General features: G+C 44.3%; 13 protein-coding genes. All 13 read right to left on the reverse strand.

Annotated elements, in window-relative coordinates; all coding sequences use genetic code 11:
* Nucleotides 1–278: 278 nt before the first annotated feature.
* Nucleotides 279–722, reverse strand: a complete 444-nt coding sequence (locus tag AC4OGX_RS08255; RefSeq protein ID WP_493329722.1) for an MOSC domain-containing protein — start codon at nucleotides 720–722, stop codon at nucleotides 279–281.
* A gap of 2 nt (nucleotides 723–724) precedes the next feature.
* Nucleotides 725–1,690 carry a GTP 3',8-cyclase MoaA gene (gene moaA, locus AC4OGX_RS08260; protein WP_493329724.1) on the reverse strand — a complete coding sequence of 322 codons (966 nt, stop codon included), beginning with the start codon at nucleotides 1,688–1,690 and terminating at the stop codon, nucleotides 725–727.
* 3 nt (nucleotides 1,691–1,693) lie between these two features.
* A complete protein-coding gene (locus AC4OGX_RS08265; protein ID WP_493329725.1) occupies nucleotides 1,694–2,722 on the reverse strand; it encodes a molybdopterin-binding protein in 1,029 nt (342 codons plus the stop codon).
* A 73-nt stretch (nucleotides 2,723–2,795) separates the two neighbouring features.
* Complete coding sequence (locus tag AC4OGX_RS08270; RefSeq protein WP_493329726.1) at nucleotides 2,796–3,884, reverse strand: DVU_1551 family NTP transferase; 1,089 nt, start codon at nucleotides 3,882–3,884, stop codon at nucleotides 2,796–2,798.
* 72 nt (nucleotides 3,885–3,956) lie between these two features.
* On the reverse strand, nucleotides 3,957–4,469 hold the full coding sequence (locus AC4OGX_RS08275; RefSeq protein ID WP_493329727.1) for a DUF1097 domain-containing protein: 513 nt from the start codon (nucleotides 4,467–4,469) through the stop codon (nucleotides 3,957–3,959).
* Nucleotides 4,470–4,481: 12 nt separating this feature from the next.
* A complete protein-coding gene (locus AC4OGX_RS08280) occupies nucleotides 4,482–5,720 on the reverse strand; it encodes a Tm-1-like ATP-binding domain-containing protein (protein ID WP_493329728.1) in 1,239 nt (412 codons plus the stop codon).
* Between the two features lie 13 nt (nucleotides 5,721–5,733).
* Nucleotides 5,734–6,207, reverse strand: coding sequence for a (2Fe-2S)-binding protein (locus AC4OGX_RS08285; protein ID WP_493329729.1), 474 nt, complete (start codon nucleotides 6,205–6,207; stop codon nucleotides 5,734–5,736).
* A 1-nt stretch (nucleotide 6,208) separates the two neighbouring features.
* Entirely contained in the window at nucleotides 6,209–7,072 is an 864-nt protein-coding gene (locus tag AC4OGX_RS08290; RefSeq protein ID WP_493329731.1) for an FAD binding domain-containing protein, read from the reverse strand.
* On the reverse strand, nucleotides 7,066–9,405 hold the full coding sequence (locus AC4OGX_RS08295) for a xanthine dehydrogenase family protein molybdopterin-binding subunit (protein WP_493329733.1): 2,340 nt from the start codon (nucleotides 9,403–9,405) through the stop codon (nucleotides 7,066–7,068). The genes AC4OGX_RS08290 and AC4OGX_RS08295 overlap by 7 nt, the downstream gene beginning before the upstream one ends.
* A gap of 9 nt (nucleotides 9,406–9,414) precedes the next feature.
* On the reverse strand, nucleotides 9,415–10,491 hold the full coding sequence (locus AC4OGX_RS08300; RefSeq protein WP_493329735.1) for a zinc-dependent alcohol dehydrogenase: 1,077 nt from the start codon (nucleotides 10,489–10,491) through the stop codon (nucleotides 9,415–9,417).
* A 26-nt stretch (nucleotides 10,492–10,517) separates the two neighbouring features.
* The gene (locus tag AC4OGX_RS08305; RefSeq protein WP_493329736.1) at nucleotides 10,518–11,408 is read right to left on the reverse strand and encodes a hypothetical protein; all 891 of its coding nucleotides are present in this window, start codon (nucleotides 11,406–11,408) and stop codon (nucleotides 10,518–10,520) included.
* A 22-nt stretch (nucleotides 11,409–11,430) separates the two neighbouring features.
* Nucleotides 11,431–12,456, reverse strand: coding sequence for an SMP-30/gluconolactonase/LRE family protein (locus AC4OGX_RS08310; RefSeq protein ID WP_493329738.1), 1,026 nt, complete (start codon nucleotides 12,454–12,456; stop codon nucleotides 11,431–11,433).
* Nucleotides 12,457–12,768: 312 nt separating this feature from the next.
* On the reverse strand, nucleotides 12,769–13,440 hold the full coding sequence (locus tag AC4OGX_RS08315) for a GntR family transcriptional regulator (RefSeq protein WP_493329740.1): 672 nt from the start codon (nucleotides 13,438–13,440) through the stop codon (nucleotides 12,769–12,771).
* Nucleotides 13,441–13,670 lie beyond the last annotated feature (230 nt).

Here is a 13,670-nt window from a genome sequence, read left to right on the forward strand (position 1 = left end):
TCTATAAGAAATTTTCAAGGGTTTGTTGTCTATTGTTTAATTATCAAGGTTCTTTTTGTCGTTTCTGCTGTCGGTTTTTGTCGTCAGTAGCAACTTTTATAGGTTATCATATCGTTTGCTGTTTGTCAAGAACTTTTTTCATTTTCTTTTTCGCTTTAAAACCCGGTTCTTTCTGTTTTCAACCACTCTCTCAAGCGACAGCTCGATTAGATTACCATATTTTACTGGCATTTGTCAACAACAAATTACAATTTTTTTATACTTTTTTACAATACTTTTTATGCTTCATCTGGCAGGATCAATTCTACTTCATCGCCCGGCTTGATATATCCGCCATGCAGTACTTTTGTGAACACTCCTTCCCGCGGCATGATACACTCTCCCATTTTCTTAAAGATTTCACAGTGGCTGTGGCATTCCTTCCCGATCTGTGTCAGTTCCAGCAAAGCCCCGCCGATCCTGAATTTACTTCCCAATGGAAGTGTACGAAGGTCATATCCCTCCACGATCAGATTCTCCCCAAAGGCCCCAAAATCGACATCTGCACCTTTTCTGCGGAATGCTTCTATTTTCTCGAACGAAAGAAGACTAATCTGACGATGCCAGTCACCGCCATGAGCATCGTTTTCTATTCCCCATCCTTCTACAATATACGCTCCCTCAACCATATGCTTCTGTGTACCCCGTTTCTCACTGATACAGATTCCTAATAACTTTCCCATTTCTATCCTCCTATTTTTACCATCTGTCTGCACTCTGTGACTGAATCCATGGTTTCGAAACAGTGCATCTCCGGTTTTTTACTGATTGTTAATTTAAGAAGTCTCCTGATTTCATTCTCATCGCTCTGTCTTGCCGCATCACGCAATGAAATACTATCCTGATAACACAGGCAGGCCTTAAGTTCTCCGGTGGAGGTCATCCTGATTCGATTGCAGCTATCACAGAACTTTCCATGAATTGCGCTGATAAAACCGATACTTCCCTCAAATCCAGGCACCTTATAATATACCGCCGGGCCATTTCCGTGTTTCACTTCATCAGCCTCTATCCCCGGATACAGCAGCTTCATCCTCAAAAGCAGTTCTCTGTTGGAAACCATCCTGCTCTTTTTTCCGAAACCGATCGGCATCATCTCTATAAAACGTACATCCAGGCGGTGATTTTCTGCCAGCTTCATAAGTTCCGGCCATTCTTTGTCATTCACTCCACTCTGCAGAACCGTATTCAATTTCACATTCACACCTTTATCCACTGCACTCTGAATAGAGGCTTTTACCCGATCCAGCATATCGAATCCCGTAATACACCGGAACTTTTCCGCATCCAAAGTATCAAGGCTTACATTCACCGCATCCACACCCGCCAGAATCAACCGATCCAGCTGTTCAGCCAGCAGAATTCCATTTGTGGTTATCGTCACCTGTTCCACACCCGGTATCTGCTTGATTCTACCGATCAGCTCAGGACAGCCCTTTCTCACAAGGGGTTCGCCTCCTGTAATTTTGAACTTGTTGATTCCAATAGAAACTGCTGAACGACAGACTGTTTCAATTTGCTCATAGGTCAGAATCTCCTCCATCGGCATCCAGCATAAGCCCGTGGGCATACAGTACCGGCAGCGCAGGTTGCAGCGGTCCGTGATCGAGATCCTCATATAATCAATTGTTCTCCCATAAAGATCCTTCATATTCTATGCCTCCGCTTTTCCAAATCCGCAGTTCGGGAATGTGCACACCGGACAGGACAGACATAATCCGCCTTCACCCAGACAGCTTAAATCCTCTACTTTTAACTTCTCTTCACACATCAGCCGCGGCAGGACCAGATCAAAAATCGTCCGTTTCGCATACATCACGCAGCCCGGCAGTCCCATAACCGGGATCTTCCCATCGTAATATGCCAGCAGGAACATCGCCCCAGGCAGTACCGGTGCCCCATAGGTGACAATCTCAGCCCCCGTATTCTTAATCGCCAGCGGTGTGCGGTCATCCGGGTCCACACTCATCCCGCCTGTACACACCACCATGTCACATCCCATTTCCAACAGTTTCATGATGGCCCCTGTGATTATCTCGTGGTCATCATTGCAGATCTCATGTCCCAGGATCTCGGTATCATATTCGGCCAGTTTTTCCTCGATCATCGGGGTAAATGTGTCCTCGATCCGATGATGGTACACCTCGCTTCCTGTTGTCACGATCCCCACCTTCCTGTGGCAAAAAGGCAGAACCTCAAATATGGGAGTCTCCCCTGATGTCTCCTTCGCCCTCTCCATCTTTTCCTTCTCGATCACAAGAGGGATCACGCGTGTCCCCGCAATCTTGTCCCCCTTTTTCACAGGAAAGTTTCCATGCCGGCTTGCAATCATCATCTCTCCTAAGCTGTTCACCTTTTTCATCCGCTTAGAATCTACTTTCAATAAGCCGTCGCAGTCTGCAATTAACTCAATCTTCCCCTCTTTTGCCTCTGTAGGATGCATATTAGCTCCCTGGCAGATTTCCCGCAGCACCTGGGCAGCCTCATTTTCATGCAGCATTCCTTCCTGCTTTTCCCACACGTATAAATGTTCTTTTCCTACGGAAAGCAGAACCGGAATATCCTCCTCTGTCACAACATGTCCTTTTCGAAATACCGCATCCTTGGTCACACCTCGGATGATCTGTGTAATATCATGGCATAGTATATGTCCCACTGCGTCCTGTGTCCTTATAAGCTTCATAGTCCTCTCTCCTCTATCATCTCAAGCAATACCCTTATCTGTCCTTTGCAGGCCATTCCCGGTTTGTTTATCCCTATAATAAGATTTTTTCTAATTTCACTGCGTTTTCCTTGTTCTTTTGAATCTTTTGATAAACTTCGGGGTTGTCTTCAAATTCCAGTAATCTTTTTTCAAAACGTTCATCTATGCTGACTGCCCGGTCTTCCTGAACCAGCTTATCCGCCAGAAATACAACAGCTCTTTCATCAATATGTTCCATTGCATCAGATGAAATAAACATATGCTCTTCTACGATCTCTGCTACCTGATCATATCCCAGTTTTCTTAGAAGCTGAGCACCCTTTTGTGCGTGATTCGGTTTTGCCCGCTCCACATCATGTAAAAGCGCGGCCGCACTGATCAGGCTAAGGTTCATCGGATATCCTTTTTTTCTTGCATGTTCGGCTATGAGAAGTGCAATTTTCTCAACAGCAAGTGAGTGATGAACCACCTCTATCGAAACCTGATTTCTATTTAAAATATCAAAGATTGCCATTTTCCTTGGTATTCTCTTTCTTTCATAAATCATTTTTATAAATTCAAAATCAGAAGGAGTATCCATATCCACCAGGACACTGCTTTCATGCCACCTGAGAACCTGTATGTCATCCTGAAAAGGCTTCAAAGCCCCCTTTAATCCTCTTCCGCCCCCGTAAGCCAGGATATGTTCCCTGTATTTTGCCGGGATCAGTATGGGATGTCCTCCGCTTTCCTGATATCTCACCTGTACGATTCCCGGATCTTTACTGCTCTCATACTTCGCCAGCATACACTGATAACATGCTTTTGAAACAAGCGGCATATCCCCCGGTATGATAAAAAAGCATTCGATATGATCACTCAGCTTACGAATCCCACATTTTATGGACGTGAGCATATCTGATGACTCAAAATCCCTGTTTTCTACTATTTTCACATTTTTATCTTTCAGTTTTTCTGCCAGCTTCTCTTTTTCCCTGCCGACAACAACAACTGTTTCTTCCATACCGTCAAATCTTGCATTATCGATCATGTGCTCGATAATTGTCTTATTTCCAAGCAGCAAAAGAGGCTTAAACTCCCCCATTCTACGTGATAATCCTGCTGCAGTGATAATCACACCGGTTCTTTTTCTCTCCCGCATAGAACCTCCTTTTATAAAAAGGCAAAGAAAACATGCGTTTTCCGCCATTTCTCTGCCTTTTCTAATATCATTTTACTTACGTACCTTCGAGCTGATGGCTACTGTTAAATATCCTGCAAGCAGCCCTAATGCTCCATATAATATTTCTCCTAAAGCAGCGATCACATAACCTTTTGATCCTGCTGAAGTTCCCATGATTGCAAAATACATTGCTGCTCCCATGAAAATTGCCGCCACATTATTGGCATAGGGAATTTTTTCTCCCAGGCACATTAAAACTACCCCTATGACAACGGCTGCTGGCAGGGCCAGATAGGATACATTCCAGCCCATGTCCGCAAATATGTTAGTAAATACATAGATAATAATTGCACAGACGAGCCCCACGATCATACTCGCTCCACCCTTAAGCGCCCCTTTTGGATCCGCACCATACAGGAAATATGATGCCCAGCATGCAAATGTTACAAAAGTAAGACCTGCATCCACGGATATAATGTCATTTGCCTGTAAAAGATCTGTAATCAGAGTCACAACGCCTGCCAGAATGGCAACTAATATTGAGTAAATAACCAGCTTTTTCATAAAACTCCTTTTCTATGATTCCTGATAAATCTCAAGAAACTTCTCTGCCACAGCAACTGCGAACGCTTCATCATTGATGTGGTTTTCCATCTCTGTTACAGAAACTTCTGAATTCAGATTTGTCTTAATTGCATCGAATAATGGAGTCAGATACTCTGGTCCAAACCATGGGCCGCCCTCTGCCATATAGCGGTCCAGTCCGAGTAATGGCAGATAAACTGCCTTTTTAGCCGGATTGGCATTTACATGTTCTGCTACATATTCGCCCAGCCAGACCATCTCTTCCGGAGTTGCAAGCAAAGACGTTATATTTGGATTATGCAGGATCACCCTGCGCTCTGGTGTGTTATAGCATTCTGGAATAGTGTCCGGCGCCCCAAAATTGAAGGCTTCCACTGCGCCCGGTACTACGACCTCCGGAATCCCCTTTCTTGATGCCGCATCCATTCTACCCTCGCCTGCCGCAAAGATTCCTCCCAGTTTCTGGTTCAGGATTTCCGGCAGTGCTGCATCGATTACACCATCTATAATCCCTGCATCGATCAGTTCTTCCATTGCTGCACCTTCTCCTACCGCATGGAAGATGACAACATCAAAGCCTCTTGTCTCCAGGATCTCACGCATCTTCATGACGAATGGTGTTGTAACACCCCACATGGTAATGGCGATGAGCGGATTGGATTTTTCTGTCATTTTCTTTGTTTCGGCATATCCCTGGGCCATTCCTGCCGCTGCATGGGCTGCCGTAGAAAGTACTACGCGGGAAATGCTGTTCAGACCTGCAATGTCAGTTACGGAATACATCATAATCATGTCGGAATTTCCAACATAAGGTTTCGTATTATTCGATGCCATTGTAGAAACCAGCATCTTCGGAAACTCGAGAGGAAGCTGTCTGAATGCTGCGCTCAAACTGTCTGTTCCACCGGTACCGCCCATACCCAGTACAGCATCAATTCTGCCTTCTTTTACAAGCTTTTTCAGAATAACAGCAAGGCCTGCACTCATTGCCCTGTTGGCACGTACACGGGTATCCCCTTCTACACGTGCAGCAAATTCTGCCAGATCTACGCCGCCTTCTTTTGCGACCTCTTCCTTTTTGATATCCGGTTCAAATGTTGCTTCTCCTAACACGCTGGTATCAATCACAAGCACATCGCAGCCTGATTTGATAATTTCCTCTTTTACAAATGCATACTCTACACTTTTGGTATCCAATGTTCCTGCTAAAGCTACGGTTGTTTTTCCCATAATAACCCTCCTGCTATTTCCTTCTATAATCGGCTGCGAGTGTAATTGCCTGGACAATTCTTTCATACCCTGTACAACGGCAGATATTTCCCTCAATTGCTGTGCGGATCTCTTCTTCTGTCGGTGCCGGGTTTACATCAAGCAGTGCTTTTGCACTTAAGATCATACCTGGTGTGCAATACCCGCACTGAACAGCACCTGCATCAATAAAAGCCTGCTGGATCAAATCCAGTTCATCCTCTTTCTGAAGTCCCTCGATCGTGATAATCTTTTTCCCATCGGCACTGACGGCCAGTGTGCAGCAGGAATGAATAGCCTGTCCGTCCATAATGACAGTACATGCTCCGCATTCCCCTTCGTCACATCCTTCTTTTACACCTGTCAGTCCGATATCTTCACGGATCATTTCCAACAGTGTGCGGTGTACCGGCACGGTAAGATTGATATGACGGTCATTAATGTCAAAACTAATTGCGCGGGTTTCCATATCAGCACGCTCCTTTCATACGGTTTAATGCGATCTCTGCTGCTCTTGGGATATAGACCTTTACCATATCCTTAGACCACTGTTCACTGTTTCGCCATGTCTTCGGAGATGCAGCCTCATATGCTGTTTCTGCCGCCTGAAGAATCGCCTCATCACTGATCTTCCCTCCGATCAGTGCTGATTCTGCCATATGCACGCGTATCGGGGTCGGTGCCACTGCTGAAAGTGTGACTCTGGCATCTGTGCACTGTCCATTCTCATCACAGATAAATCTGACTCCTGCACTCATAATTCCGATTTCCAGCGCACCGCGCTTCATTAGTTTCAGATAAGCACTGCCTTCCGTTTTCTGCGGCGGAGCTAATTGAACACTGAGAACAATCTCTCCCTGGTTCAATACGGTTTTCTTAACACCTGTAAAGAATTCTTCGATCGGAACCTGTCTGTTTCCCTGTATTCCTGCGATATTGACAACTGCATCATAAAGCAGAAGCGGTCCTGCTGTATCTGCTGCCGGAGAAGCGTTGCAGATATTTCCGCCGATTGTTCCCTTATTGCGGACCTGAACAGAGCCGATCTTGCAGCATCCGTCAGCCAGTGCCGGATAAAACTTTTTCACATATTCATTGTGCTCGATCTGGCTGTGGGTAACGCCTGCACCAATTGTCATGCCTTCTTTTTCATCATAAGAAATTATTTTCAGGCCTTCTAATTCGGAAATATCTACTAATGCCGGGTATTCTACCCCTTTATGCATCATTACGAAAACATCCGTCCCCCCGCAGACAACCTTATAACCCTGAACTGCACTCTGTAACGCTTCTTCCAGATTCCTAGCTGTAATTAATTTAAACGGTTTTAACATCTGTTTTCACACCTCTTTCCAAATTTAGCTTCCTTCAGCGCCAGGTATACCTGATCCGGTTTTAATGGAATTTTTGTCATTCTGACACCTGTTGCATCAAAAATCGCGTTTCCAACCGCTCCCGGTACTCCAGTTACACAACATTCGCCAATTCCTTTTGCACCATACGGTCCTTCCGGATGTGGAACTTCTACTAATGTAATATTCATCGGGAAACCTGCATCCTTTACCGTTGGCACCTTAAAGTCTGCCATATTCGGATTCATCATTGTCCCGTTCTCATCCCATTCCAGTTCCTCAAGAAGTGTATGTCCGAGTCCCTGGATGATTCCGCCTTCAATCTGACCGCGTACAGAATCTTCATTGATGACCTGACCGACATCATGAGCCGCTGAATATTTCTCTACTTCGACCTTTCCTGTCTTTGGATCCACCAATACCTGTGCCGCATGTGCTGTCCAGAACCACAGGACGGATACACGTGAAGACTTACCTGTCTCACGGTCCGGTTTATCCCAGATATCAACAGTATTATGGGCTGCTACTCCGATGATCGGATCCTGCTCAATCAATACACGTGCCTTACCAAGATCATTGATCGCCAGTTCTGTAGGATTTCCCTCTTTATCGTGTCCTCTGATAATTCCGTTTTTAATTACAACATCCTCTTTCGGGCATCCCCAATGATCCCCCATTCTCTTCTTTAACTGCTCATGGATACTCTGTGCTGCTTCAATCAGGACTCTTCCCATGTGAAATGTCAGTCTGGATCCTGTAGCAGATTTTTCGTAAGGTGTATACAAGGTATCAACAGGAGCTACATTTACCTTTTTGATATCGATCTGCATCGCTTCTGCAAAGAAAATACAAGCAACGGAATTGTTTCCCTGTCCCATATCAGTACCAGATTTCAGAAGGTCAACCGTACCGTCTTCATTCAGTTTGGCAATGGCAGCGGAACCGGATGGTGTTCCCGTAATCTTACATGTCAGACACAATCCACGGCCTCTAAGTCTTCCGTCGGCAGCCACTTTCTCAATCGGCACATCCCAGTCAAGCCCCTTAGCAGCAGCTTCCAGACATTCCTTAATACCTACACTGAATAATTTTTCTCCTGTGTGAGTAACATATCCGTCTTCCCAGAGGTTCTTCTCACGGAACTTATAGTTGTCCATTTTGATTTCCTTCGCAATATCATCCATATGGCATTCACATGCCCAGGATACTTCCTGGATGCCAAATCCTCTGTAAGCACTTGTCGGCAGCTTATTCGTAATGACTGTCAGCGTATCTACTTTTACATTTTTGATCTTATATGGTCCACAGCAGGCATATGTAGACAAATAATTCAGACGAGGTGCTCCGTTTACATAAGCACCGGAATCCTGAAGATTATAAACTTCTCTTGCTACGATCGTTCCGTCCTTCATAACTCCGGATTTGATCCTGATCTTCTGTGCTCCACGGGAATAAGCTCCCTTAAATTCGTCTTCTCTGGTAAATAAAAGTTTTACCGGGCGTCCTTTTGTTCTCTTTGCAAGAGCTGCAACCAGCGGTTCCGCACGAAGCTCCCACTTATTTCCGAATCCGCCCCCGATCGGCGGAAGGATCATGCGCACCTTATTCTGTGGAAGACCGAATGCTCTGGCCAGCTGGCCTCTCATAAAAAACGGTGACTGGGCACATGTCCATACAACAAGACCGTCCCTGTCAAATTTCGCAATTGCACCATGTCCTTCCAGACATACATGCTGAATTCCCGTTGTCTCGTATTCCCCTTCAATTACATAATCAGCCTCGGCAAATGCCTTCTCCATATCCCCTTCACGTACTTTTACGTGCTGACAGATATTAGTTCCCTGCTCATAATAAAGTTCATGATGTGTATTCAGTTTAGACCAGTCATGGAACACCACATCCCCCTTCAATGAGTCTTCCAGGGTAAGAACCGGCTTCTTAACATCATACTCTACCTTTACCTTCTCACAGGCCGCCTTTGCAATCTCTAATGTTTCGGCAGCAATCGCAACGACCGGTTCCCCCCAATACATAACTCTTTTATAGGCAAGTGTCGGCATCTCTGCGGCATAATGTCCGATTCCTGTATGTTCATCTTCCCCTGTGATGACTACTGCGACACCTTCCATTTTCGCTGCTTCACTGTAATCAATACTCTTAATATCGGCATAGGCATGTGGAGATCTTACCAAAGCAGCATACAACTGATGAGGCATATTCATGTCGGCGATATACTGTGTTTCCCCGGTAACCTTACCAACGGCATCCGGGCGTTCTACCCTTTTTCCTACATAGACAAACTGTTGTTCATGCATAATATTCTCCTATTCCTGGTTCGGCTTTACGATTACTTTTAATGAGTTATCTAACCTTCCTCTGAAAATTTCAAAAGCTTTCTCATATTCTGACATTGGAAATTCGTGGGTAATCAGCTGTTCTAATTCTTCATGGTGCTGGTTTGCCAGAACAATTGCCTTTTCAAGCGTATTCGGATTTGCTCTGTTTCCAATGAAATCAATTTCATCCAGAACAAGCTTTCTGACCGGTATCGGCACTTCCTCTTTTGGAAGACTGATCGTTGAGATGCAGCCACCTCTTGCAATGACTTCCCATGCCTGTTTAATTCCGCTTGCTGTTCCTGCACATTCCATGACCCGCTTAACACCAAGTCCGTTCGTGGCCTCCATGATTACTTCTGCAACATTATCTTCTTTATAGTTGATTGGAATTGCTCCTAATTTTGCTGCCTGCTCCAGACGTCTTCCGCTTCCTGTCACAAAAATACGTCCTGCCCCGAGACTCTTACAGCAGATGATTGCCATCAATCCCTGCGCTCCTGCGCCATTCACCAGCACGTCATCTCCTGCCTCGATCTTACTTCTTTCCACCATATGTAAAGCAATACTCAGCGGATCCATGCATGCCGCCAGATTGTAGTCCATATAATCCGGTATTTTTGCAATGCTCTTGATGGATACCTTGATATACTGTGCATAGGCTCCCGGTGTAATGTGTCCGTACATATTATGGATCTTATCTTTTCCATAATTCAGGCAGATGGTCCATCGGCCTTCCATACAGTTTTTACAGAAGCCGCATCCCATATTTGCAATGCCCGCCACGCGGTCACCGGCTTTCCAGCCGTAAAGCTCTGCATTCGGTCCCAGCTGAACAACTTCTCCTGCCCACTCATGTCCGGGAACCAATGGAAAATCCTTTGGCCAGAATCCCGGAAAATCACCATCTATAATATGGGGATCTGTGCCACAGATAGAGGTAGACTCTACTCTGCAGAGCACTTCGTTCAGCCCCGGCTTTGGAATCGGCATTTCACAGTATTCCAGCTGTTTTGGTGCATTCAGACGCAGTACTTTCATTTTCTTTACGATTTTTTCTCCCATTTTCTCTCCTATCTTTCCTGCCGCTATTATAATAATTTTTCGATCTCGTCAAAAAGGATCTGAGGTGATTTTGCCCGAATCATGTAATACGGGATCGGGTCACAGAACTTCTTTAAGAACTTCCCTCTTTTCTGCCTTCTTTCATCTGTATCGAGAATCGGCATAACCAATCCTGTTTTTCCGCAAAGCAGCTGATTAAGTCCAAAGAAGTTCATCAGTGAATGGAAGGACTGATAACACTTTTCAAAACTTTCCATCTTCGTAACCTGTGTATCAAAGTGTCCGTCAATCCCCGGCATTACTGCCAGATCGATCTTAAGCGGTCCTGAGATATATTTCATTTCCGGCTCTTTGTCCCAGAACTTTGCAACTCCTTCATCCTGGTTTGGCAGGTCGCTTCTCTCTGTTCCTTTTGCACGTTTCCTGATGTATACATTGGTAGATCCATACAGAGCAACTCCGTCCTCATCCGTAACCGTTGTCTCTGTGGAGAAGATAGCACCGCCTCTTCGGCAGCCTTCCAGCTGACTCATAGACTTACCGTGGTTATTCTCTCCGCCTACCAGAAGAATTGTCTTTCCCTTATATACAACACAGGAGGAATGGAATGGGTGAAGTCCACATTTATCCATTTCATTTGCGAGCATACTTACCATGATTTTATTCAGCTCGCCTTCTTCCCACTGTCCATCGAGTGTAAGTACTCCGTCTAAATAGCTGATATTTTTTGGCTGTTTATCTACATTCCAGACAATATCTGCTTTTTCCTTTGTAATCTCTTTGCTTATCTTTACATCCGCAAGACGATAGTTCAAAAAAGTATCATCCTCAACCAGGAAATCTCTCTTTTCCTCACTGAACACGTCGATGCGGATCACCGCTCTATTGCTGCTTATTTCTTCACTATAACAATTCATTCTTTCTACTCCTTCTATGTATTTATTTCCAATGAACCATTGGGAGGCCTGCAACCGGTGCCTCAAAGTATGGTATCGATGTTGCTCTTAAAGATCCGATATAGACATTACGGAGATTTTTTCCGCCAAAGGTGAGACTGGCAATCCACGGTGCTATACCCCTTCCTGTTTCAAACAGGATCTCATTTGTAACACACTTATTTTTAAACGCCTGATCCAAAGCTTTTACTTTTTCCGGATCACCGTCATCTAAAAGTACCCGGTATTCTCCATCCGGATCAATGACCCAGATTTTGTCCGAATATACACATGTTCCCCACAGATTTCCATATACATCGAATGCGATTCCATCCGGATACGCACCTGCTCCCATATGGTTTGGTCCAAAAATCTGACGATCATGCAGATCACCGTTTTCATCACATCTAAACCGTAAGATCCTCCCGCCAGTAGTCTCTACAACGTAGAGAAATTCTTCCTTTGCATCAAATCTTACTTCATTGGTAAACATCAAACCGTCCGCTACAATCTGGGCTCCACGGTGGTCATATCTTACGATATATCCATCTGCCAGATCCGGGTCTAAGGCATCCAGCCAGTTTTTCTTCATCGTCGTGATTGTAATCCAAATCCTGTTTTTGCTGTCACGATATACGAAGTTTACTTTTCCAATTGGTTTTCCATTGATGGTATCCAGAAGTATCTTCGTTTCTCCAGTCTTCCTGTCCATGATTTCAAGACAATCTGTTCCGAAATTGGAAATCAGAATATTGCCGTCCTGATCAAAAGCCAGACCATTTGGAAGGGTTCCTTCAAAAAAACGGTTTACATTGGACGAAGAATGATCAATCTTGTCTGCATACTTCTGTGTAATGACCTCCTGACTGCCATCAGGCTTTATATGACACACACCTCCTCTGGCATCTGCTGCCCAGAGGCTTCCGTCAGGTTCAGCCAGTATACATTCAGGACGCTGCAGATCTGTACCGATGTATTTGATCTTTTCTCTGTCAATGTAAAAGTCTTTTACCGGATTATCAGCCTTCATAATTACCCATCTCCTTTCTATCGTTTATATATAATCGATTATATATTTGTTTTACCACGTTTCCGGCATGGAGTCAATGATAATTGATTATCGATTATCATTTTCGTTAAATTACTCCAAATTTTCCGGTTCATTTTTGTATATATTTTTATTCACTTCTTTTCCTATAAAAAAAGACACTGTCCTCTCTTGGGGCAGTGTCTTTTCGACTCCTGTAAATTATTCTGCTTTTAAACTATACCCAAAGGGCATCCCGTAACTCATGCCCTGCGGGCGGGTCTGCGGCAGGCCGCAGATTAAGGTATCAAATAATTACTTCTCATTTTTCATATTCTTATAAAAATCCGCACTAAAGCTCTCAAAACTATCCTCTATATGCTGATGAAGTGCATTTTCAATCCCATCAGCATCTCCTGCACGCAGAAAATCAATCATATCTTTATGTCTGACTGCCATAAAATCAGCGTCCAGTGTCGTATACTTCGAAGTGATCCTGGACCAGCTTCCAAGTCTGACATTTTTACAGACATTGATCAGCAAAGAATTATGAGAAGCTTCTATAATAGCATTATGGAACAGCTGATTGATCTCGGAACGTTTCATGTAATCTCCCGCTTTTGCCGCCTCTATCATATCGGCCAACAGGATCTCCAGCTCTTCTAACTCTTCCTTTGTAATATTTTCCGCTGCCAGTCTTCCTGCCAGTCCTTCCAAAGCAGATCTCACTACAAAATATTCATGCATGGTCTCATAACCAAATTCTTTTACTGTAGTCCCTTTATATGGTTCGACGCTGACAAGTCCAAGTGCCTCAAGACTCTTAAAAGCCTCTCTCACCGGGGCCTGACTCACTCCAAATTCTTTTGCCACTGTATTCTCAACAAGCTTCTGCCCTGGTTTAATCTCGCCGTTCAGAATAGACTCCATGAGCTGTTCTCTGATTTGTTCACTTAACACTTTTTTCTGTAATTTTACTTTAGCCATAACCAGCACCTTTTCCCTTTACAATCTTATATTATCGATAATCACATATTTATCTTACACTTTCTTAATTTATATTGTCAAGCCGAACCCCTTCATTATGTATCAAATTTCTACATATTATGATTGTTTTTAATGATCCTGAGACAATCGTGATCGATCTGCAAAAGTTTTTTATGTTAATTTGAGGTTACTGCCATAGCTTTTAAATACTGTTCTGTCAAGCCCTGCTA

It is taken from the genome of Faecalicatena sp. (assembly GCF_058819085.1).

What these genes read in the sequence shown, in the direction of transcription:
- AC4OGX_RS08255 (WP_493329722.1), bottom strand. Translation starts at nt 722, where the DNA reads ATGGGAAAGTTATTAGGAATCTGTATCAGTGAGAAACGGGGTACACAG.
- moaA (WP_493329724.1), bottom strand. Translation starts at nt 1,690, where the DNA reads ATGAAGGATCTTTATGGGAGAACAATTGATTATATGAGGATCTCGATC.
- AC4OGX_RS08265 (WP_493329725.1), bottom strand. Translation starts at nt 2,722, where the DNA reads ATGAAGCTTATAAGGACACAGGACGCAGTGGGACATATACTATGCCAT.
- AC4OGX_RS08270 (WP_493329726.1), bottom strand. Translation starts at nt 3,884, where the DNA reads ATGCGGGAGAGAAAAAGAACCGGTGTGATTATCACTGCAGCAGGATTA.
- AC4OGX_RS08275 (WP_493329727.1), bottom strand. Translation starts at nt 4,469, where the DNA reads ATGAAAAAGCTGGTTATTTACTCAATATTAGTTGCCATTCTGGCAGGC.
- AC4OGX_RS08280 (WP_493329728.1), bottom strand. Translation starts at nt 5,720, where the DNA reads ATGGGAAAAACAACCGTAGCTTTAGCAGGAACATTGGATACCAAAAGT.
- AC4OGX_RS08285 (WP_493329729.1), bottom strand. Translation starts at nt 6,207, where the DNA reads ATGGAAACCCGCGCAATTAGTTTTGACATTAATGACCGTCATATCAAT.
- AC4OGX_RS08290 (WP_493329731.1), bottom strand. Translation starts at nt 7,072, where the DNA reads ATGTTAAAACCGTTTAAATTAATTACAGCTAGGAATCTGGAAGAAGCG.
- AC4OGX_RS08295 (WP_493329733.1), bottom strand. Translation starts at nt 9,405, where the DNA reads ATGCATGAACAACAGTTTGTCTATGTAGGAAAAAGGGTAGAACGCCCG.
- AC4OGX_RS08300 (WP_493329735.1), bottom strand. Translation starts at nt 10,491, where the DNA reads ATGGGAGAAAAAATCGTAAAGAAAATGAAAGTACTGCGTCTGAATGCA.
- AC4OGX_RS08305 (WP_493329736.1), bottom strand. Translation starts at nt 11,408, where the DNA reads ATGAATTGTTATAGTGAAGAAATAAGCAGCAATAGAGCGGTGATCCGC.
- AC4OGX_RS08310 (WP_493329738.1), bottom strand. Translation starts at nt 12,456, where the DNA reads ATGAAGGCTGATAATCCGGTAAAAGACTTTTACATTGACAGAGAAAAG.
- AC4OGX_RS08315 (WP_493329740.1), bottom strand. Translation starts at nt 13,440, where the DNA reads ATGGCTAAAGTAAAATTACAGAAAAAAGTGTTAAGTGAACAAATCAGA.